General features: G+C 71.7%; 17 protein-coding genes. 9 read left to right on the top strand and 8 right to left on the bottom strand.

All coding sequences use genetic code 11. The annotated features are described in order from the left end of the window. Positions 1-2,226, top strand: coding sequence for a glycoside hydrolase family 3 N-terminal domain-containing protein (locus AC3ANM_RS15045; RefSeq protein ID WP_488285226.1), 2,226 nt, complete (start codon positions 1-3; stop codon positions 2,224-2,226). A gap of 130 nt (positions 2,227-2,356) precedes the next feature. Further along, the gene (locus AC3ANM_RS15040) at positions 2,357-4,765 is read left to right on the top strand and encodes a beta-galactosidase (protein WP_488285225.1); all 2,409 of its coding nucleotides are present in this window, start codon (positions 2,357-2,359) and stop codon (positions 4,763-4,765) included. 115 nt (positions 4,766-4,880) lie between these two features. Here the strand turns inward: AC3ANM_RS15040 and yczE are convergent, their stop codons facing one another. Both yczE and AC3ANM_RS15030 read right to left on the bottom strand, forming a co-directional pair. Then, a complete protein-coding gene (gene yczE, locus AC3ANM_RS15035; RefSeq protein WP_488285224.1) occupies positions 4,881-5,495 on the bottom strand; it encodes a membrane protein YczE in 615 nt (204 codons plus the stop codon). Positions 5,496-5,640: 145 nt separating this feature from the next. Further along, positions 5,641-6,210 (bottom strand): dienelactone hydrolase family protein, encoded by a 570-nt coding sequence (locus AC3ANM_RS15030; protein WP_488285223.1) that lies wholly within the window; start codon positions 6,208-6,210, stop codon positions 5,641-5,643. A gap of 67 nt (positions 6,211-6,277) precedes the next feature. Between AC3ANM_RS15030 and AC3ANM_RS15025 the strand changes: the two genes are divergently transcribed. Next, a complete protein-coding gene (locus tag AC3ANM_RS15025; RefSeq protein WP_488285222.1) occupies positions 6,278-6,841 on the top strand; it encodes an ArsR/SmtB family transcription factor in 564 nt (187 codons plus the stop codon). Between the two features lie 16 nt (positions 6,842-6,857). On the opposite strand, the gene AC3ANM_RS15020 is transcribed toward AC3ANM_RS15025, so the two are convergent. From AC3ANM_RS15020 to AC3ANM_RS15000, 5 genes are all read right to left on the bottom strand, one after another. Next, on the bottom strand, positions 6,858-8,456 hold the full coding sequence (locus AC3ANM_RS15020) for a glucoamylase family protein (protein ID WP_488285221.1): 1,599 nt from the start codon (positions 8,454-8,456) through the stop codon (positions 6,858-6,860). A gap of 61 nt (positions 8,457-8,517) precedes the next feature. Beyond that, on the bottom strand, positions 8,518-9,369 hold the full coding sequence (locus AC3ANM_RS15015) for a carbohydrate ABC transporter permease (protein ID WP_488285220.1): 852 nt from the start codon (positions 9,367-9,369) through the stop codon (positions 8,518-8,520). Further along, positions 9,366-10,292 (bottom strand): carbohydrate ABC transporter permease, encoded by a 927-nt coding sequence (locus AC3ANM_RS15010; RefSeq protein WP_488285219.1) that lies wholly within the window; start codon positions 10,290-10,292, stop codon positions 9,366-9,368. The genes AC3ANM_RS15015 and AC3ANM_RS15010 overlap by 4 nt, the downstream gene beginning before the upstream one ends. Positions 10,293-10,311: 19 nt before the next feature. Next, on the bottom strand, positions 10,312-11,589 hold the full coding sequence (locus AC3ANM_RS15005) for a sugar ABC transporter substrate-binding protein (protein WP_488285218.1): 1,278 nt from the start codon (positions 11,587-11,589) through the stop codon (positions 10,312-10,314). After that, a complete protein-coding gene (locus tag AC3ANM_RS15000; RefSeq protein ID WP_488285217.1) occupies positions 11,589-12,692 on the bottom strand; it encodes a LacI family DNA-binding transcriptional regulator in 1,104 nt (367 codons plus the stop codon). The genes AC3ANM_RS15005 and AC3ANM_RS15000 overlap by 1 nt, the downstream gene beginning before the upstream one ends. 303 nt (positions 12,693-12,995) lie before the next feature. Between AC3ANM_RS15000 and msrA the strand changes: the two genes are divergently transcribed. The 6 genes from msrA to AC3ANM_RS14970 all read left to right on the top strand — a co-directional run bounded on the left by msrA (position 12,996) and on the right by AC3ANM_RS14970 (position 19,463). Further along, a complete protein-coding gene (msrA, locus tag AC3ANM_RS14995; protein ID WP_488285216.1) occupies positions 12,996-13,697 on the top strand; it encodes a peptide-methionine (S)-S-oxide reductase MsrA in 702 nt (233 codons plus the stop codon). Between the two features lie 423 nt (positions 13,698-14,120). Then, entirely contained in the window at positions 14,121-14,762 is a 642-nt protein-coding gene (locus AC3ANM_RS14990; protein ID WP_488285215.1) for an ABC transporter permease, read from the top strand. Beyond that, a complete protein-coding gene (locus AC3ANM_RS14985) occupies positions 14,755-16,089 on the top strand; it encodes an ABC transporter ATP-binding protein (protein WP_488285214.1) in 1,335 nt (444 codons plus the stop codon). Before AC3ANM_RS14990 ends, AC3ANM_RS14985 begins: the two co-directional genes overlap by 8 nt. Before the next feature lie 20 nt (positions 16,090-16,109). Continuing rightward, positions 16,110-16,817 (top strand): ABC transporter permease, encoded by a 708-nt coding sequence (locus AC3ANM_RS14980; RefSeq protein WP_488287960.1) that lies wholly within the window; start codon positions 16,110-16,112, stop codon positions 16,815-16,817. Beyond that, positions 16,814-17,827 (top strand): glycine betaine ABC transporter substrate-binding protein, encoded by a 1,014-nt coding sequence (locus tag AC3ANM_RS14975; protein WP_488285213.1) that lies wholly within the window; start codon positions 16,814-16,816, stop codon positions 17,825-17,827. The genes AC3ANM_RS14980 and AC3ANM_RS14975 overlap by 4 nt, the downstream gene beginning before the upstream one ends. A 148-nt stretch (positions 17,828-17,975) precedes the next feature. Beyond that, positions 17,976-19,463, top strand: coding sequence for an acyltransferase family protein (locus AC3ANM_RS14970; RefSeq protein ID WP_488285212.1), 1,488 nt, complete (start codon positions 17,976-17,978; stop codon positions 19,461-19,463). Positions 19,464-19,507: 44 nt separating this feature from the next. Here AC3ANM_RS14970 and AC3ANM_RS14965 read toward each other — a convergent pair whose 3' ends face one another. Beyond that, complete coding sequence (locus AC3ANM_RS14965; RefSeq protein WP_488285211.1) at positions 19,508-20,872, bottom strand: cystathionine beta-synthase; 1,365 nt, start codon at positions 20,870-20,872, stop codon at positions 19,508-19,510. Between the last annotated feature and the right edge of the window lie 12 nt (positions 20,873-20,884).

Raw genomic sequence — 20,884 nt, 5'->3', positions numbered from 1 at the left:
ATGCCCACCGACCCCACCACCCCCGACGGCACCCCGGCCGACCCGACCGGCGACCCCGCCCCCGGGCGGCCCACCGACCGCCCCTGGCTCGACACCGACCGGCCGCTCGAGGAGCGCGTCGAGGCGCTGCTGTCGGTCATGACGCTGGCCGAGAAGGTCGGCCAGCTGCACCAGAGCGCCAACATCGAGCCGGAGCGTGACGCCGAGCTGATCCGCAGCGGCAGGATCAGCTCCAGCCTCTACGCCAGCGGCGCCACCGGCGGCAACGTCAAGGACGAGGGCCTGCTGTCCTCGGCCATCGACGCCGCGCAGCGCCTCGCCATCGAGGAGAGCCGCCTGGGCATCCCGCTGCTCTTCGGCCGCGACGTGATCCACGGCCACCGCACGGTCTTCCCCATCCCCCTCGGCCTCGCCGCCGGCTGGGACGAGTCCCTCGTCGAGCGCGCCTGCGAGGTGGCCGCCGACGAGGCCCACCTCGAGGGCGTGGCGTGGACCTTCGCCCCGATGGTCGACATCTCCGAGGAGCCGCGCTGGGGGCGGGTCGCCGAGTCCTTCGGCGAGCAGCCGGTGCTCTCCGGCCGGCTCGGCGCGGCGGCCGTGCGTGGCTTCCAGGGCGACCCGGTCGGTACCAAGGGCCGCCTGGCCGCCTGCGCCAAGCACTTCGTCGGCTACGGCCTGGCCGCCGGTGGCCGCGACTACGACACCGTCTCCGTCGGTGAGAACACCCTGCGCAACCTGCACCTGCGCCCGTTCAAGGACGCCGTCGACGCCGGCGTGCTGACCGTGATGGCCGCCTTCAACGACGTCGACGGGGTGCCGATGCACTCCAACCGCCGGCTGCTGCGCGAGGTCCTCAAGGACGAGTGGGGCTTCGACGGCGTCGTCGTCGGCGACTGGGGCGGGGTGGGCCAGCTGATGAACCACGGCATCGCCGCCGACCTGCGCGAGGCCGCGAAGTACGGCATCGAGGCCGGCATCGACCTGGAGATGGTCTCCGGCGCGTACCTCGCGCACCTGGCCGAGCTGGTGGAGTCCGGTGAGGTGGACCTGGCCCTCGTCGAGGACTCGGTGCGGCGCGTGCTGCGGCTCAAGCTGCGCCTCGGCCTGTTCGAGCGGCCCTACACCGGCACCCCCGAGCGCTCGGGCGAGCCCACTGAGCAGACCCGGGCCCTGGCCCGGGAGGCGGCCCACGGCTCGATGGTGCTGCTGTCCAACAACGGCGTCCTGCCGCTTCCCGAGGAGCCCGGCACGGTACTGCTCACCGGCCCCTTCGGACAGGAGGGCGAGGCGCTGCTCGGCACCTGGGTCCTCGACGGCAAGGGCGAGGACGTCATCGCCCCGGAGACCGCCTTCCGCGAGCGCCTCGGCGACAAGCTGATGGTCCAGGACGGGCGCTACAGCGAGCGCGCCGTGCAGATGGTCCGCCAGGCCGACGTCACCGTCGCCGTCATCGGCGAGCACCCTTCGCGCTCCGGCGAGGCCAACTCCATCAGCCGGATCGGCCTGCCCGCCGGGCAGCTGGAGGTCCTGCACGAGCTGGCGGGCATCGGCCGCCCGCTGGTCGTCGTCGTCTACGCCGGCCGGCCCCTGGAGCTCGGGCCGGTGCTCGACCTCGCCGACGCGGTCATCCTGGCCTGGCACCCCGGCGTCGAGGCCGGCAACGCCCTGGCCGACGTGGTGTTCGGCGACGTCGCACCCTTCGGCCGGCTGCCGATGACCTTCCCCCGGACGACCGGGCACATCCCCACCTCGACCCACCAGCGCCCGACGAGCCGCCTGCTGCCGCCGGAGCAGGACTACACCGAGGGCCGCTACATCGATGCGCTGGTCCAGCCGCGCCTGCCGTTCGGGCACGGCCTGACCTACACGACCTTCGCCTACGGCGACCTGCACGTCGACAGCAGCGAGCTCTCCCGCGACGGGGGCTCGGTGCAGGTGAGCATCGAGGTCACCAACACCGGCTCGCGGGCCGGGCGCGAGGTGGTCCAGCTCTACTTCCGCGACCCGGTCGCCGAGGTGACCCGGCCCAACATCGAGCTGCTCGACTGGGCCCGCCTCGACCTCGAGCCCGGCGCCACCGGCACCGCGACCTTCACCGTGACCGCCGACCAGGTCGGCTACTTCGGCCGCGACCTGACCCGCAAGGTGGACACCGGCGAGATCGTCCTCGTGGCCGGCCCGGACGCCACCCGCGGCTCGCGCGCCAGCATCACCGTCACGCCCTGATCCACCCCGGGACCCGGCCGCGGCACGCGCGGCCGGGCACCCGGCATACCCGTGCCCGGGGCGGCTCCACGGCCCCACCCCTGCACACCAACCCCACTGCCACGAACACCCCACTGCCACAAGGATTCCCATGATCGAGACCCAGCGTCGCCAGATCCTGGTCGACGGCGTCCCGCGCATCGTCATGGCGGGCGAGATCCACTACTTCCGCGTCCCCCGCGAGGAGTGGCCGCAGCGCATCGCGCTGCTCAAGGAGGCCGGCTGCACCGCGGTCGCGTCCTACATCCCCTGGCTGGTCCACGAGCGGCCGGACGGCACGATCGACGTCACCGGCGAGACCCTGCCCGAGCGGGACGTCGCCGCGTTCATCGACCTGTGCGCGCAGGAGGGGCTGTGGTTCATCGCCCGGCCGGGCCCGTTCATCATGGCCGAGCTGAAGAACGAGGGCCTGCCCTTCCGCCTCTACGACGAGCACCCCGAGATCGTGCCGTCGGGCTGGGACGGGGCGCCGGCCACGACCCGGACGGTGGACTACCTCGCCCCGGCCTACCTGGCCGAGTGCCGCCGCTGGTTCGACGCGGTGCTGCCCCCGATCGCCGAGCGGCTGCAACCCCGTGGCGGCAACGTGATCGCGCTCCAGCTCGACAACGAGGTCGGCATGCTGGCGTGGGTCAGCAACACCCCCGACCTCACCGACCACCTCGTGGACGACCTGCGCCGGTGGGTGCGCGAGCAGCACGGCGAGGAGGTCGCCGCCCGCTACCCGGTCGACCTTGACGACGACGCCGCCTGGGCTGCCGCGGTGCGCTCCCCCGAGGAGAAGTGGGCGGCGGCGCTGCGCCTGGACCTCGGCACGTTCATGCGGGACCGCTTCGCGCGCTACGTGCAGGCGCTGCGGGAGATGGCCGAGGCGAACGGGATCGAGGGGATCCCGTTCGTCATCAACATCCACGGCACCGCCGGTGGCGACGGGGCGCCGTTCCCGATCGGCATCAGCCAGCTCGTGCAGACGTATGCGCGGGTCCCCGGGATGCTCTCGGGCTCGGACCACTACATGGGCGACATGACCCTGAGCACGACCACGGACCTCTACGTCCTCAACGCGTTCATGGCCGCCGTGCACGACGAGCACCAGCCGATCACCTCGATGGAGTTCGAGGCCGGCACCGGGGACTACGGCGGCGGCACCGAGATGCTCTACGACCCCTCGACGGTCGACCTCAAGACGCGGCTGTCGCTGGCCCAGGGCAACCGGCTGATCAACTACTACCTGTTCGCCGGCGGCATCAACGGCCCGCTCGACGAGCCGGTCGGCGACGGCAACGACCGGATCAGCTTCACCGGCGAGCGCCACGGCACCGCTGCCCCCGTCGGGCCGGAGGGCCAGCGCGGCCTGACCTACGAGCCGACCAAGCGCGTCGTCCATGCCGTCACTGCTCTGGAGCCGTGGCTGGCCCGCATGGACGAGGAGCACGACGACGTCCAGCTCGGGTTCGTCCTCGACTCCTACATGACCGAGTACTCCCACCCCGGCAGCGCGGCCATGCGTGACGTCGTGGAGGACCTCTCGGCGCACCGCGGTGCCGGCCAGCGCAAGGCGCTGGGCCGCTCGCTGCTGCTGGACGGCTACCGCTTCGGCGCCGTCGACCTGCAGCACGACGACCCGCGCCCCGGCGGCGTCGTGGCCCTGGCCACGGGGCGGCACCTCGCCCCGGACGTCCAGCGGCGCCTGGTCCGCCACGTCGAGGCCGGAGGCGGGCTGCTGCTCCTCGGCCCGCTGCCGCGCCTGGACCTCGAGGGCCGGTCCTGCACGGTGCTCGCCGACGCCCTGGGCGTGCGCCCGGGTGAGGTCGTGCGCGAGTCGCGGCACACCTACCCCTCGGTGGTCACCCACGGCTGGGCGGCGCCGTGGGCGGAGACCCGCGTCGGCTGGTGGCAGGAGCTGCACCCAGTGCGCGGCGACGTCGTGCTCACCGACACCGACGGCCGGGCCTGCGGCGTGGACGTGCCGCTCGGCGAGGGGCGTGCGGTCATCCTGGCGGCGGAGCTCATGCCCTCGACCCACGTCTTCGGGCGCGCGCTGCGCGAGCTCGGCGCCCACCCCGGCCTGCGCGCGCAGACCTCGGTGCCCGGCGTCTACGCCACGACCACCGCGACCGACGACGGCCAGCGGCTGGTGCACCTGCTCAACATCACCGGCTACAGCCCGACGGTCCGGCTGGTGCTCGACGGCAGGGAGCTGCACGAGGGCCAGGCCCTCACGCTGCCGCCGCGCAGCGGGTTCATGCTGCCGCTGGGCCTGGACCTGGGCTGGGGCCGGATCGAGTGGGCCAACGCCGAGATCCGTTCCGCCGGTGAAGGATCGGTGGCGTTCGGCCCGGGCCTCGGCCACGCCGGCGACCCCGCAGGCACCGTGGTCGTGCTCCGCACCGAGCGAGAGGTCCCCGAGACCGACGCCTACTGGGTCGAGCGTGACGGCGACCTGGTGACGGTCACCGCCCACCCGGGCGCCGGCCCGCTCGAGGTCGCGCCCGCCTGAGCCGGCCGCGCCATCCCGTCGAGAGGGACGTGTCTCCGGGTTCGCGTCTCGCGAGACCCGGAGAAACGTCCCTCTCTGCGCACCCGGTTCCAGTCCGACCGAAGGGTTGAGGGCGTCAGTGGGTGTCGGGGCCGCCGGGGACGGTCAGGCGCGGCAGGAACACGTGCACGACCGGGCCGATCGCCAGCGCGAACAGCACCGTTCCGACGCCGAGGTTGCCGCCGAGCAGCCAGCCGATGACGACGACCGCGACCTCGATGGTGGTGCGGACCACCCGCACCGAGCCGCCCGTGCGGCGGACCAGGCCGGTCATCAGCCCGTCCCGCGGACCGGGTCCGAGCCGCGCGCCGATGTAAGCCGCGGTGGCCACGCCGTTGAGCAGGATCCCTCCCAGCAGCAACAGGATCCGGGCCGGCAGGGCGTGGGCCACCGGCAGCACCGCGAGGAACGCGTCGAGGCTGAAGCCGATGACGAAGACATTGCTGACGGTCCCGAGGCCGGGGCGCTCGCGCAGCGGCAGCCACGCCAGCAGCACCACCGCCCCGACGATGACCGACCACTGCCCGATCGTCAGCCCGAGCTGGTGGACCAGGCCCTGGTGCAGGACGTCCCACGGCAGGATGCCCAGGTGGGCCTGCACGACCATGGCCTCGCCGAGCGCGAAGGTGAGCAGCCCGGCATACAGCTGGACGAGGCGACGGGTGAGGCGACGGGGCGCGGGGCGGTGCACGCCGGGGACGCTAGCAAGCCCCCGGCCCGTCGCGGGTGGGGTCTCACGGGGTGCCCCTGTTCGTCGAGGACGCGTGAGCAGGTCGACGACGGGGTCTGCCCATCCCCGGGCCAGGCGTCGGCCCGCCCAGGCAGGCCCGCGCCTGTCAGACGGAGGCCAGGAAGGCGCGCACCCGTTCCATGAGCAGTGCGGACGCCTCCGGGTCGTAGGCGTCGAGCGAGGAGTCGGCGAAGAGGTGCTGATCGCCGGGGTAGACGAACAGCTCGGCGGCCGCCACGGAGCCGGCGAGCTCGCGGGCGGCCGGCAGGTCCTCGTCGAAGAACTCGTCGCCCTCCTTGCCGTGGATCTGCACCGGCACCCCCTCCGGCCAGGCCTCCCCGAACTCCGCGACCGGGATGCAGGAGCACATGAGCAGTGCCCCGCGCGCGCCGGGCCGGGTCTGCGCGAGCCGCTGGGCGATGGTCACGCCGAAGGAGAACCCGGCGTAGACGAGCTCGGGGCCGAGCTCGTCGGCCGCGGCGGCACCGCGCTCCCGGATCGCGTCGAACCCGGTGTCACGCGCAAACCCGAACCCCTCCTCGACGCTGGCGAACGTGCGGCCGTCGAACAGGTCGGGCGTGTGCACGGTGTGGCCGGCCTGTCGCAGGTCGTCGGCGAAGGCCCGCACGCCGTCAGTCAGGCCCTGGATGTGGTGGTACAGCAGCACCTCGGTCACGTCAGCGGTCCCCTTCCCCCATTGATCGACTCTTTTGGAATGTTCCGCGATGCTAGTCTGTTCGGCCATGGTCGACAACCCTCCGGACTACGAGCTCGCCGACCGGATCGCGCTGTCCACCGCCGACCAGGTGAAGGCCATCGGCCACCCGCTCCGCACGACGATCCTGCAGCTCCTCCACGAGCGGGCCGCGACGGTCAGCGAGCTCGCGGCCGCGGTCGGGCGCCCCAAGAGCACCGTCGCGCACCACGTGGACGTGCTCACCCGGAACGGCTTGCTCCAGGTGGTGCGCACGCGGAAGGTGCGGGCGATCGAGGAGCGCTTCTACGGGCGCACCGCGCGCATGTTCCACGTGGCAGCGGAGCCATCCCCCGCCGGCGAGAAGATGCCGCGCGACTTCAACGACTTCGAGGTGGCGGCACGCGAGTCCGCGACGGCGTTCGAGCAGGGGAAGCTCTGGGGCTTCATCCGACATGCGCGCATCTCGGAGGACCAGGCCTCGGAGTTCTGGAGCCGGATGGCCGAGCTGGTTGCCGAGCTCGATCGGATGCCACGGTCCGGCGAGAGCATGTACGGGTTCGCGATCGGTATCTACCCCACCGACCACCCGACCCTGCCGGCAGCGCAGTGATGCACCTGGCCGCGCGTCAGGACACGACGCCGGCGCCGAACTGCTCGAGGCCGATGAGCGGCTTGATGACGTCCTGCACCTCACCACGGGTGAAGCAGCGGCGGATCACGTCGTCGGACAGGACGTTGCCGATGGAGCCGAGCACCATCGCCTGGTCGAGCGAGAGGTAGCGCTTCGCGATGACCCCGGACCTCACCGCGACCGCGTCGTAGAACCCGCCGGGGCCGTAGGCCTTCAGCGTCCCCTCGATCCTGGTCAGGTTGGCGACGGCCTCGGTCGGCTCGTGCATCATCGCCAGGAACGACGCGTGCGGGGTGACGACCCCGTCGCCCCAGGCCGGGTCGGGGTTGGTGCCCTCGCGGCACCCCTCGAAGCCGATGTCCCAGTTGGTGCCCTCGAGGTCGGCGGGGTAGCCGTCGGGGTTGAGGCCGATCGGGTCGACGCCGTAGACGTCGTAGCCGCCGGTCGGCTTGCTGGCCGGGGAGAAGCCCCAGTAGCCGAACTTCGTGTCCTCGAGCCCGAACTCGCGCTGGGCGCGGACGGTCAGCGGGTGGTTGACACCCCACGACCGCGGCGCCCAGGTGGCCTCGGGCACGAACATGTCTGGCATCAGCGCCTCGAACATCGAGCCGCCCCACCCGGGCACGATGTGCATGCCGCGGTAGGTGTAGGCACCCTCGAACACGTCCAGGCCCAGGTAGGTGCGGTGCTCGCCGACCGGCTTCTGCTCCTGCCACGACCAGTCGCAGCCGTCGGGGAAGGTGCGCCACGTCGCGAAGTACAGCTCGCGCGGTGCCTGTCCGCGGGCGATCGCGATGTAGCTGGCGATCCGCGTCTCGGACACGGTCGTGTCGTAGTGGTGGCCGGTGTAGTAGACGTCCGGCCCGACGCCGAGGTAGTTGCCGCGCACGCTGCCCGGCTGCTCGGTCTCCCAGAACCCGCCGCGCATCAGGCCCCCGGGCCGGGCCGCCTTGTCGTAGTAGGAGCCGAAGTTCATCGGCCGCAGCAGTGCCTGCGCCTGCCCGGCCAGCGTCGGCTCCGCGCTGCGCACGACCATCAGCGCGGCCGCCAACCAGCCGTTGTCGACGCTGGACAGGAACGGGTGCACGACGCTGCCGTCGTCCGGCCAGGTCGTCAGCACCGAGCCGTCGGTGACGTCGTACCAGTTGTAGAACTGTCCGCTCGCCGCGTTGCGCTGCAGCCGGCCGAGGGTGGTCAGCGTCTGGGCGATGCGGCGGGTGCACTCGGCGGCGCTGATGATGCCCAGCTCGCGCGCCACGACGGCGCTCCACAGGTAGCCCCCGATGTTGGTCGGGGAGGTGTAGCGGCTGCCCGTTCCGGTCAGGGAGCCCTCGATGTTGTCCGAGACCAGGCCGGTGCCGGGGTCGGTCATCGCAACCATGGAGCGCCACGTGTCGCGCGCCCAGCGCAGCAACGTCGCCGTCGGTATGCCGCCGTCCCCGGCGGCCGTGGCGCCGCTCGCCCCGGTGAGGCCCACCGGGGAGGCGGTCGGCGGGGTGTCTGCGGCGGCGCGGGTGCTGCCGAGCGCCGCCAGGCCGAGGGCTGCGCCTCCTCCGGCGAGGAGCTGACGGCGGGTCGGGGTGCGGTTGGTCATCGGAGTCCCTTGCGTGTCAACGGTTCTGGCGGTCGTCACTGATGCGGGTGCCGGCGCAGCGCTACTTGATGCCGGTGCTCGCGATGCCCTCGATGAAGCGGCGCTGGAAGACCAGGAACACCGCGAGGACGGGCAGGATCACCACGGTCGCCCCGGCGAGGAGCAGGCCGTAGTTCGTCGAGTTCTGGCCGGTGGAGTAGAGCGCCAGGGCCACTGGCAGCGTGTAGTGCTCCTCGGAGGTGGAGACCACCAACGGCCACAGGAAGTTGTTCCAGCTGCCGAGGAACGTGAGGATCCCCAGCGTCGCCAGCGCCGGCCCGCACAGAGGCAGGATGATCTGGCGGAAGATGCGCAGCTCGCTCGCGCCGTCGACGCGCCCGGCATCGAGCAGGTCGTCGGGCAGGCCGAGGATGAACTGCCGCATGAGGAACACCCCGAACGGCGTCACGAGGAACGGCAGGATCAGCCCCGGGTAGCTGTCCACCAGGCCGAGGTTGGCGACGAGGATGAACAGCGGCACGAAGGTGACCATGCCCGGCACCATCAGCGTCCCCATGACGACGGCGAAGAGGGCCTTCTTGCCCCGGAACTCCAGCTTGGCCAGGGCGTAGCCGAGCATCGAGCAGAACAGCAGGTTCCCGATGGTGACCGCGGCCGCGACCAGCACCGAGTTGGCGAAGAACCGGGGGAAGCTCAGCTTGCTGAACAGCTGGGTGTAGTTGTCCAGCGTCGCGGTCTCGGGCCACCAGGTCGGCGGGACGCGCCGCAGCTCGCCCTCGCCCTTGAAGCTGCCGAGCAGCATCCAGATGAACGGGCCGACCACGGCCAGGAGGCCGACGGTGAGCACCGCGTAGAGCCACCAGCGGCCCCCGCCGCCGGATCGCTTGTTGGTCAACGGGATCGCCTCGCTCACGTGTTGGACCGCAGCGCGCGGAACTGCAGGGCGGTGAGGGCGACGATGACGACGAACATGACGTAGCTCATCGCGGCCGCGAAGCCGTAGTTGCCGAAGCCGAACTGCTGGTAGGTGTACATGGACATCGAGAGGGTGGAGTTCAGCGGGCCGCCCTTGGTCATCACCAGCGGCTCCTCGAAGAACTGCAGGTAGCCGATCCCGGTGGTGACGCTGACGAACAGCACCGTGGGCCGCAGCATCGGCAGGGTGATGTGCCGGAACCGCTTCCAGGGGCCTGCGCCGTCGATGGCGGCGGCCTCGTGCAGCAGCGCGGGGACCGACTGCAGGCCCGCCAGGAAGATGACCATGGCGGTGCCGAAGTTGCGCCAGGCGGCCATGACGATGATCGAGGGCAGGGCCCAGGTGGTGGACCCGAGCCAGTCGGGGCCCTGGATCCCGACCCAGCCGAGCATGGTGTTCAGCAGGCCGCTGTCGGGCTCGAGGATGAACCGCCACACGACGGCCACCGCGACGATCGAGGTGACGACCGGCATGTAGTAGCCGACCCGGAACAGACCACGGAACCGGGTGATCCCCTTGTCCAGGGCCAGGGCGGCAGCGAGGGCGAGGCCGAGGGTCAGCGGGACGCCGAGCAGCACGAAGATCGCGGTGTTGCCCGCGGCCTGCCGGAAGGTCGGGTCCGCCAGGACCTTGGCGTAGTTGTCGAACCCGACGGGGTTGACCGCGAACGGGGTGTGCAGGTCCTTCTGCTTGATGTCCGTGAAGCTCATGTAGAGCGAGGACAGCACCGGCCAAGCCGTGAAGACGGCGAACAGCAGGCAGAAGGGCAGGGCGAGCACCCAGGCGGCGACCCCCTCCCGCGAGCGGCCCGAGGACCGCCCGCGGGTGGGTGCCGGCGACGCCGCGGGGACCGGCGTCACCTCGCCGGGCCGCAGGGTGTCAGCTCCCGGTGCCAATGGACTCGGCCTTGCTCTGGACGGTCTTCAGCGCCGCAGCGGGGTCACTGCCGGTCTTGGTGACCTTCTCCATCTCGGTGTCGAACGCGGCCGCGACCTGCTCCCACGTGGCGATCGCCGGCGGGGCCTGCGCGTCCTTGAGCTGCTGGCCGAAGGCGGCAAGCTTGGCGTCACCGGACAGGCTCGGGTCGGACCAGGCGCTCTGCACCGAGGGCAGATCGGTGGACAGCTTGTACCACTTGGCCTGCGTCTTGGGGTCGGACAGCCACTGGACGAACTTCCAGGCGCTGTCGCGGTTCTTCGAGGCCTTGAACACGGCGAAGTCCGAGCCGCCGACGAACGAGGTGGCGCTGACCTTCTTGGGCATCGGCATCACGCCGTACTTGTCCTTGAAGCCGGCACCGCCGAGCTTCTCGACCGCACCCATCTCCCACGGGCCGGAGATGAACATCGGGATCGAGCCGTTGACGAAGTCCTGCTCGAGCTGGCCGTCGGGCAGCTGCTTGGGGGCCAGGCCGTCGGTGAAGTAGCTCTGGTAGTACTTCACCGCCTCGGCGAGCTGCGGGGTGTCGAAGGTGAACTTCTTCTGGTCGTCGCTGGCGATCTTGGCGCCGTTGGACCAGCCGAACGGCATGATCGTCTGCCACGAGCCGGTCCCGCCGGCCTGCAGGTTGATGCCCCACTTGGACCCGGCCTTGGTCTTCAGCGCCTGCGCCATCGACTTCAGGCCCGCCCAGTCCGTCGGCAGCTTCGTGATGCCGGCCTTGGCCGCGAGGTCCTTGCGGTAGTAGACGAGGCGGGTCTCGACGTACCACGGCACGCCGTAGGAGGTGCCACCCACCTCGGTGGTCTTCTGCGCACCGGGGAAGAAGCCGGCCGGGTCGATCGACTTCGGCGTGGGGTCGAGCGCCCCCTGGCCGGCGAACTCACCCATCCACGTCGTGCCCACCATGGCCGCGTCGGGGGTCTTGCCGGCGGTGATCGCCGTCGTGAACTTGTCGTGCGCCGCGTCCCACGGGATCGGCGTCACCTTGACCGTGGTGCCCGGGTTCTCCGCCTCGAACTCCTTGGCCAGCGTCGGCAGGTTCTCGCCCTCGGCACCCATCGCCCAGACGGTGATGGTTCCCTTGGCCTTGCCGGAGCTGATGTCCTTGGCGGCGCTCTGGCCACTGGCGGTCTCGGTGGAGCGACCGCACGCGGACAGCGCGAGGGCCGCGGTCGCCACGGCGGCGACGGCGAGCACGTGGGGGTGACGTCTCATCAGGTGTTCCTCCTCGGTGGGGCGGTGCCCCGGGGGGTCGACGGAGTGGTGGGGGTGGGGGTGGTTGCGGCAGTGGTGGTGGGACGGTCCCTGTCGGTGCAGCCGCAGGAGGCACGCAGGACCAGCTCGGTGGGCAGGACGATGGGGTCGGGGTGAGCCGGCAGGCCCGTGATCCGCTCGTGCAGCCGCCGCGCGGCCGCCTCCCCCAGCTCGCGCATCGGTTGGCGCACCGTCGTCAGGCCGGGGGTGATGTAGCGGGCGGTCATCACGTCGTCCCAGCCGACGATGGCGATGTCGTCGGGGACGGCCACGCCGCTGCCCTGCAGCCGCTTCATGACGGCCAGGGCCAGCTCGTCGTTGGCGCAGACCAGCCCGTCGACCCTGACACGGCGGCGCAGGATCTCGTCGGCGACCTGCACGCCGGCGGCCTCGAGGAAGGGCACCCGTAGCGGCGGCCGCCGCACCGGGATGTCGGCGGCGGCGTGCGCCAGGCGGAAGCCGGTGTAGCGGGCCTGGACGTCGGAGGAGCTGTCTGGGTCGCCGACGAAGACCAGGTGCCGGCGGCCGTGCTCGATCAGGTGGGTCGTCATGGCCTGCGCGCTGCCGGTGCTCTCGGTCACGACCGCGTCGGTGCCCGGCACCTGGGGGCGTGCGACCAGCACGACAGGGGTGGTGCGGGCCAGCGACTGGACGACCGGGTCGGAGATGGTCGAGTAGGACAGCACCAGGCCGTCGACCCGGCCGGCGAGGTCGCGGACCGCCTGCGTGGGGTCGTCCCGTCGTGCCGTGACGACGAGCACGACGCTCTGCCCGAGCGCCGCCGCGGCAGACTCGTAGCCGGTGAGGAGCTCCGCGTAGTAGGGGCCGCGCAGCTCGGGCACCACGAGCCCGTGCGCCTCGTGCCGTTGGACGGCCAGGCTCCGGGCGGCCCGCAGCGGCACGTAGTCGAGCTCCTCGACCGCCTGCATGACCTTGCGCCGGGTCGCCTCCGACGTCGAGGTCGTGCCCTGGAGGACCCGGGAGACCGTAGCGATCGAGACGCCCGCTCGTTGGGCGACCGAGTAGATGGTCGCGGCCCGTCGGCCTTGCTCGGCACTGCTCACGTGATCCTCCTTCCGACCCCTTTGTCCGATGTAAGCGCTTACATCCTGCCCGCCGATCTGCGGCACGACAACCCCCTGCGACGAAATTTCCGACATGTGCCCCAATCTGCCCGCCCGCGGCGGCTCCTGTGGGGCCAACACACCCACCAGCCGGTATGCCGTGTGCCCACCCCTGCCGGGCCGGTTCGCCCTCACGGGACGGCCACGCCGGCCGTGAGGCTGCGCCGGCGCCCGAGCCGGCCCACCAGACCGGCGCGCACCCCGCGCGGAGGAGGGCCTTGCGCTCCGTGTGACACTGAGTTCGTGCTCTTCGGTTCAGCCAAGCGACAGCTCATCGAGGCCGACGAGGCCCTGCCCGGCCGGGAGGGCTACCCCTTCACCGTGCCGACCACCCACGAGGTCCTCGGCACGCCCCTGCAGGGCCCCTGGCCGGCAGGCACGGAGGTCCTCCACGTGGCCATGGGGTGCTTCTGGGGCGCCGAGCGCATCTTCTGGCGCGTCCCCGGCGTGGTGACCACCGCCGCGGGCTACATGGGCGGCCACACGGCATACCCGACGTATGAGGAGGTGTGCACCGGGCGCACCGGGCACACCGAGGCGGTCCTGGTGGCCTACGACCCCGCGCAGGTCGGCCCCGAGCGCCTGCTCGCGACGTTCTGGGAGAACCACGACCCGACCCAGGGCTTCCGCCAGGGCAACGACGTCGGCACGCAGTACCGCTCGGCCGTCTACTGGACCACCCCGGGCCAGGAGGCCGCGGCGCGGGCGACGCGCGAGGCGTTCCAGCAGGTCCTGCGTGAGCACGGCCACGGCGAGATCACCACCGAGCTGCGGCCCGCCGCGGACGTCGGCACCTTCTACTACGCCGAGGCCTACCACCAGCAGTACCTCCACAAGAACCCCGGTGGCTACTGCAACCACGGCCCCAACGGGATGACCTGCCCGGTCGGCATCGTCCGCCAGGACCAGCTCCCGGCCCAGCAGGACGTGCTCCCGCCCCACTGACCACAGGCGTCCCGGGAGTCCTCCCGGGACCGTGCCGCGGGACCAAAGTCCCTGTTCAGGGGCTGTGCGCGGGGGTATCGCCGGGCTACCATCGGTGGACCCTGCACCAGAAACCCCGGCGGCCGCTCCCCCTCCCGGACGCCCCGGTGGCACCGGCGGGCCCCTCCCCCGGCGCCGCTGCCATGGATGTCCGGAACGTCCGTTTCGTCCCCCTCACCGAGTTCCCAGCGCGAGGCGTGGTCCTGGCCACACCTCGACGCGTCGTCATCAGGGCGCGCAGGTGCGCGCCCGCGTACACGCGCGCGTAACGGCCCGGTCTCCTGATTTCAACTTTCAGGACGATGCCGGTCCGTCACTAGGTTGAGTGGCCGCCTGCCGTACAGGGCCTTCGCCGAGGAGGCCCGGGAAGGATCGGCCAATTCCATGTGGGAGTTCATCTCCGAACATCGCGACGCGCTGATGTTCGGGGCCTACCAGCACGTCAGCCTCGTCGTGCAGAGCGTCGCCATCGCGACCGTCCTGGCCCTCGTCGTCGCGGTGCTCGTGCACCGCATCCCCAGGCTCGCCGGCCTGGCCAACGGGATCAGCAGCATCGGGCTCACCGTCCCCGCGCTCGCCCTGCTCGCGTTCCTGCTGGCTGTCCTGGGCCTGGGCGTGCTGCCCTCCGTGACCGCCATCGTCTTCTATGCCGCCCTGCCCATCGTGCGCAACGCCGTCGTCGGCCTCAACGGCGTGGACACCACCCTGGTGGAGTCCGCCCGAGGCATGGGCATGAGCCGGACCCGCACCCTGATGCGGGTCGAGCTGCCGCTCGCCTGGCCGGTCGTGCTCGCCGGTGTCCGCGTCTCCACCCAGATGTGCATGGGCATCGCCGCCGTGGCCGCCTACGTGCAAGGCCCCGGCCTCGGCTCCTTCATCTTCAACGGCCTGGCGCGCCTCGGTGGCGCCGGCGCCACCGAGTCCGCCGTCGTCGGGACGGTCGGAGTCGTCATCCTCGCCCTTGTCCTCGACGGCCTGCTGGTGCTGCTCCAGCGCGTCACGACCCCTAGGGGGATCCGTGTCTGACACGACCACCACCCAGACCACCAGCCAGACCACCTCGCCGACGATCACCTCCACCGACGACGCCGTGAGCGGTGTCGACATCGAGCTGGTCGGCGTCACCAAGCGCTACCCGGGCCAGAAGAAGGCCGCGGTCGAGGACGTCAACCTGCACATCCCCGCAGGCCAGATCCTCATGCTCGTCGGCCCCTCGGGCTGCGGCAAGACGACCACCCTGAAGATGATCAACCGCCTGATCGAGCCCACGTCGGGCCAGATCCTCATCGGCGGCGAGGACGCCCGCGCCAAGAACGCGGACGAGCTGCGCCGTCACATCGGCTACGTCATCCAGGGCGGCAGCCTGTTCCCCCACATGACCGTCGCCGCGAACATCGCGATGGTCCCCCAGATGCTGGGGTGGGACAAGGCGCGGATCACCGAGCGCGTCGACGAGCTGCTCGACCTCGTGGGGCTGGACCCGGCCCGCTACCGCGACCGCTACCCGCGTGAGCTCTCCGGTGGGCAGCAGCAGCGTGTGGGCGTCGCCCGCGGCCTGGCCGCCGACCCGCCGGTGATCCTCATGGACGAGCCGTTCGGCGCCGTCGACCCGATCACCCGCCAGCGCCTCCAGGACGAGCTGCTGTCCATCCAGGAGGAGCTGCGCAAGACGATCGTCTGCGTCACCCACGACTTCGACGAGGCCGTCAAGCTCGGTGACCAGATCGCCATCCTGCGCGAGGGCGGCGAGATCGCCCAGCTGGACACCCCCGCGAACATCCTCGCCGCCCCGGCGAACCGCTTCGTGGAGAACTTCATCGGCGCCGGTTCCACGCTCAAGCAGCTGACCCTGAGCCGGGTCGGCGAGATCGACCTCGAGCAGACCACCACCGCCACCGTCGGCGAGTCCGGCCCCGAGGTCCTCCAGCGGGCCCGCGCCAACGGCCACCGCGCCGTGGTGGTGCTCGACCAGCGTCGCCGCCCGCTGCGCTGGGACTGGCTGCGCGCCATCGAGGACCAGCCGGTGATCTCCGACGAGAACCACGACCTGGTCACCGTCGACCGCCGCGCCACCCTCAACGACGCGCTCGACACCATGCTCGTCTCCGGCCACGGCGGCGTCGTCGTCACCGGCCGCCGGGACGAGTACCTCGGCATCGTGCGCATCGGCGCGCTGGTCAGCCTGCTCCAGGAGACCCGCGAGCAGGCCGAGCAGGCCATGGCCGATGCCGCCGAGCTCGAGCGTCCCGCGACGCACCCGACCTCGCCGGACGACACCGAGGCCGCCCTGGCCGCGGAGGTCCTCCAGCAGCACGCCGAGGTGCCCCCGACCGCGGAGGAGGGCCACCGGTGAGCCCGACCCGTCGCCGGCTGATGATCCAGCCGGTCGCCATCCTCATCGCCCTGGGCGCCTGGGTGCTGTGGCGCAGCACCGCCACGCTCGACAGCATCGAGGCCCGCCAGCTGGCGTGGTCCGAGATCAACACCCTCGCGGTGCAGCACCTGAAGGTGACGCTCGTCGCGACGGCGGTCGTGCTGGTCGTGGCGATCCCGTTGGGGATCCTGCTGACCCGGCCCCGCTTCCGCCGCTACTCGACCGCCGTCGTCGGCGTCGCCAACGCCGGCCAGGCCGCCCCGGCCATCGGCCTCATCGTGCTGCTGGCCATGTGGGTCGGGTTCGGCTTCAAGACCGCGGTCATCGCCCTGGCGCTCTACGCACTGCTGCCGGTGCTCCAGAACACCATCGTCGGCCTGAACCAGGTCGACCGGACCCTGGTCGAGGCCGGCCGTGGCATGGGCATGTCCAGCACCGCCGTGCTGTTCAAGGTCGAGCTGCCGCTCGCCGTCCCCGTGATGGCGGCCGGCATCCGGACCGCACTCGTGCTGCTGGTGGGCACGGCCACGCTGGCCACGTTCATCAACGCGGGTGGCCTGGGCAGCCTGATCGTCACCGGCATCACCCTGTTCCGTTACCCGATCCTCGTCAGTGGCGCCGTGCTCGTCGCGTTGCTCGCGCTTGCCGTCGACTGGGCCGGCCACGTCATCGAGGAGATCGTCCGACCGAAGGGGCTCACCTCATGACCGCCCGCACCAGCCGCCGCGCGCGACTCACGCGACGGGCCGGCATACCTGCTGTTGCTGCCCTGGCAGCCGGCACCCTGCTCTCCGGCTGCGGCCTGCAGACCAGTGGCGGGTTCCTGCCCGCCGCCAAGCTCGACGGCCCGGTCAAGGGCGTCAAGCCGATGAACGGGACCGCCATCTCGGTGGGCTCGAAGAACTTCAGCGAGCAGATCCTGCTGGGCAAGATCGCCGGGATCCTGTTGCAGGCCAACGGCGCCAAGGTGACCGACCTGACCAACATCCCCGGCAGCGCCAGCGCCCGCGAGGCGCAGGTCTCCGGCCAGATCGACCTGGAGTGGGAGTACACCGGCACCGCCTGGATCTCCTACCTCGGCCACGCGAACGGCATCCCCGACCGGGAGAAGCAGTACACCTCGGTCCGGGACGCCGACCTCAAGGCCAACAAGCTCGCCTGGCTCAAGCCCGCGCCGATGAACAACACGTACGGGTTCGCGACGACGGCGGCCACGGCCAAGAGGCTCGGCATCACCAAGCTCTCCGACCTCGGGAAGCTGAAGCCGAAGGACCGCACGTTCTGCGTGGAGTCGGAGTTCGCCAGCCGCAACGACGGCTTCCAGCCGATGCTGAAGAAGTACGGCGTGCCGCTGGGGTCTGCGGTGCCGCGCAGCAACGTCAAGACCCTCGACACCGGCGCCATCTACGAGGCGACCGCCCAGGGCCAGTGCAACTTCGGCGAGATCTACACGACCGACGGCCGGATCCAGTCGCTGAACCTGAAGGTCATGCAGGACGACCGCAAGTTCTTCCCGGCCTACAACGTCGCCGTGGTCGTGCGCCAGCCGGTCCTGAGCAAGAACCCGCAGATCGAGAAGCTGTTCGCCCCCGTGGCGGCCAAGCTCGACGACACGACGCTGCGCCGGCTCAACGCCAAGATCGACGTCGAGGGCCAGGACCCGGCCAAGGTGGCCATGGACTGGCTCGTCCAGGAGGGCTTCGTCAAGCGCGGCTGACGGACCCTTCCGTCCCACCGGACGCACGAAACCGCCCGTTTCCGGCCCTCATGGGCCCGGAAACGGGCGGTTTGCCGCGTTCGGTCGCCGTGTGACGTGGGGCGTTGTACTCAGGTGCGGGGCCGGGTGGCGCTGCCACGCTGCTGGTATGACGAGTGCCCCGAGCCGACCCACGTTCACCGAGCGGGTCGCCGCCTCCACCCCCGCCGGCCGGGACCGGTTCATCGACGCCGTGCGCGCGGGCAGCCTGCTCGTCGTGGTCCTCGGGCACTGGCTCATGGCGACGGTGGTGGTCGACCACGGCCGGCTCGAGGGCGGCAACGCGCTCACGGCGGTCCCGGCGCTGCAGCCGGCCACCTGGCTGCTGCAGGTGATGCCGCTGTTCTTCATCGCCGGCGGCTTCTCCAACCTGACCGTGTGGCGCAGCCTGCGCCGGCGCGGTGAGGGCTACCCGGCCTACCTGCAGGGCCGGCTGGTCCGGCTGCTGCGCCCGACCCTGGTCTTCGTGCTGTCCTGGCAGCTGCTGCTGCCGATCGCGAACGCCGCGGGCCTGGCCCCGGACCGGCTCGACCTGGTCAGCCTGCTGCTCGGGCAGCCGCTGTGGTTCCTCGGCGTCTACGTCGCGACGACCGCCCTCGCCCCGGCGATGCTCCGTTGGCACGAGCGCTCGGCCACCTCGACCCTCGTGACCCTGGCGGTCGGCGCCGTGGTCGTCGACTGGTTCCGCTTCTGGCGCGGCATGGAGAACGTCGGCTACCTCAACCTCGGCCTCGTCTGGCTCTTCGCCCAGCAGCTCGGCTTCTGGTACGCCGAGGGCCGCTTCACCGCGTGGTCCCGAGGGCGGCTCGCCGGCGTCGTGGCCGGGTGCCTGGCCCTGCTGGGCGTCCTGACGACGCTCGGCCCCTACCCGGTGAGCATGGTCGGCCTGCCCGGGGAGACGTCCAACATGACGCCACCCACGATCTGCCTGCTGGTGCTCGCGATCGGCCAGCTGGCCGGCGCCCTGCTGCTGCGGGACCGCATCGCGCGATGGCTGACGCGGCCCCGGGCGTGGGCGGCGGTCGTGCGCTTCGGCGCCATGGCGATGACCGTCTACCTGTGGCACCTGTCGGTGCTCGTGCTGGGCTACCTGGCCCTGGTCGGCCTCGGCCTCACGCTGCCCGCCGCCGGCAGCGGGCTGTGGTGGGCCACCCGGCCACTCTGGCTGCTCGCCCTGGCCACCGTCACCCTCGGCCTGGCCACCCTGCTGGCTCCCCTGGAGCGCGGCCGGACGCCGAAGCGGCCTGCTGTGACGCCGGCCGTCGCGCCTGCCGCGACACCGCCGAATCACCCGGCGGCGCAAGGCATCCCGGCCACCACCCCGGTGGGCGGACCCCGGGAGCAGGCGCCCGGCATACCGGCATCGGCCTGGCGGACCTGGGTCGCGGGAGCCGGCGCGGCGCTGGCGTCCTTCGGGCTGCTCGGCTACGTCGCCAGCGGGCTCCAGCCCGCGCCGTGGGGCAGCAGCATCCTGCTGTTCGTGCCGGTCGACCCGGTGCAGAACACGCTGTGCGTGCTCCTCGGCCTGGCCCTGTCGACCCTGGCCTCCCGCCCCGTCCACGACGAGACACGGCGAAACCCGCGCCTCGGGGCCTGATCGGCCCCGAGACACGGGTCAACGGGTGTCCGGTCGGACTGTCCTCAGTCGACGAGGAAGCCGAGCAGGTCCGCCCGGGTCAGCACGCCGACCGGCTTGCCGTCCTCGATCACCATGATCGCGCCGGCGGTCTCGAGCTCGTGGCGGGCCTCGGAGACCGGCTCGCCCGCGCCGACCAGCGGCAGCGGCTTGCCCATGTGCTTCTCGACCGGGTCGGCCAGGTGGGCCTCGCCGGTGAACAGCGCCTCGAGCAGGTCGCGCTCGCTCACGGCGCCGCTGACCTCGCCGGCCATGACCGGGGGCTCGGCGTTGACGACCGGCATCTGCGAGACGCCGTACTCGCGCAGGATCTCGATCGCGTCGCGCACGGTCTCGGTGGGGTGCGTGTGGACCAGGGCCGGGATGTCGCCGGACTTGGCGTGCAGCACCTCGCCGACGGTGCGCTGGCCGACCTCCTTGAGGAAGCCGTAGGACGCCATCCAGTCGTCGTTGAAGATCTTGGACATGTAGCCGCGCCCGGAGTCCGGCAGCAGCACGACGACCACGTCGTCGGGGCCGAGGTCCTTCGCCGCGCGCAGGGCGGCGACGACCGCCATGCCGCAGGAGCCGCCGACGAGCAGGCCCTCCTCACGGGCCAGGCGGCGGGTCATGGCGAAGGAGTCGGCGTCGCTGACCGCGATGATCTCGTCGACCACGGACGGGTCGTAGGCGGTGGGCCAGAAGTCCTCGCCGACGCCCTCGACGAGGTAGGGGCGGCCGGTGCCGCCGGAGTAGACCGAGCCCTCGGGGTCGGCGCCGATGACGCGCACCGCACCCTCGCTGACCTCCTTGAGGTAGCGGCCGGTGCCGCTGATCGTGCCGCCGGTGCCGACGCCGGCCACGAAGTGGGTCACCTTGCCGTCGGTGTCGGCCCAGATCTCGGGGCCGGTGGTGGCGTAGTGGCTGTTGGGGCCCTCGGGGTTGGCGTACTGGTTGGGCTTCCAGCCGCCCTCGGTCTCGCGCACCAGTCGGTCGCTGACCGAGTAGTAGGAGTCGGGGTGCTCCGGGGCGACCGCGGTCGGGCAGACGACGACCTCGGCGCCGTAGGCCTTGAGCACGTTGCGCTTGTCCTCGGCGACCTTGTCCGGGCAGACGAAGATGCACTTGTAGCCCTTGCGCTGGGCGACCAGCGCCAGGCCGACACCGGTGTTGCCCGAGGTCGGCTCGATGATCGTGCCGCCGGGCTTGAGCTCGCCGGAGGCCTCCGCGGCCTCGACCATGCGCAGCGCGATGCGGTCCTTCACGGACCCGCCCGGGTTCATGTACTCGACCTTGGCCAGCACCGTCGCGGTGATGCCCTCGGTGACGGCGTTGAGCTTGACGAGGGGCGTGTTCCCGACCAGGTCGGCGATGTGTTCGGCGTACTTCACCGGCCCATCGTC

The organism is Oryzihumus sp. JJN4-3R (genome assembly GCF_057747915.1).
Note: the sequence above shows the minus strand (reverse complement) of the source record. Positions and strands in the feature narration are given on the sequence as shown.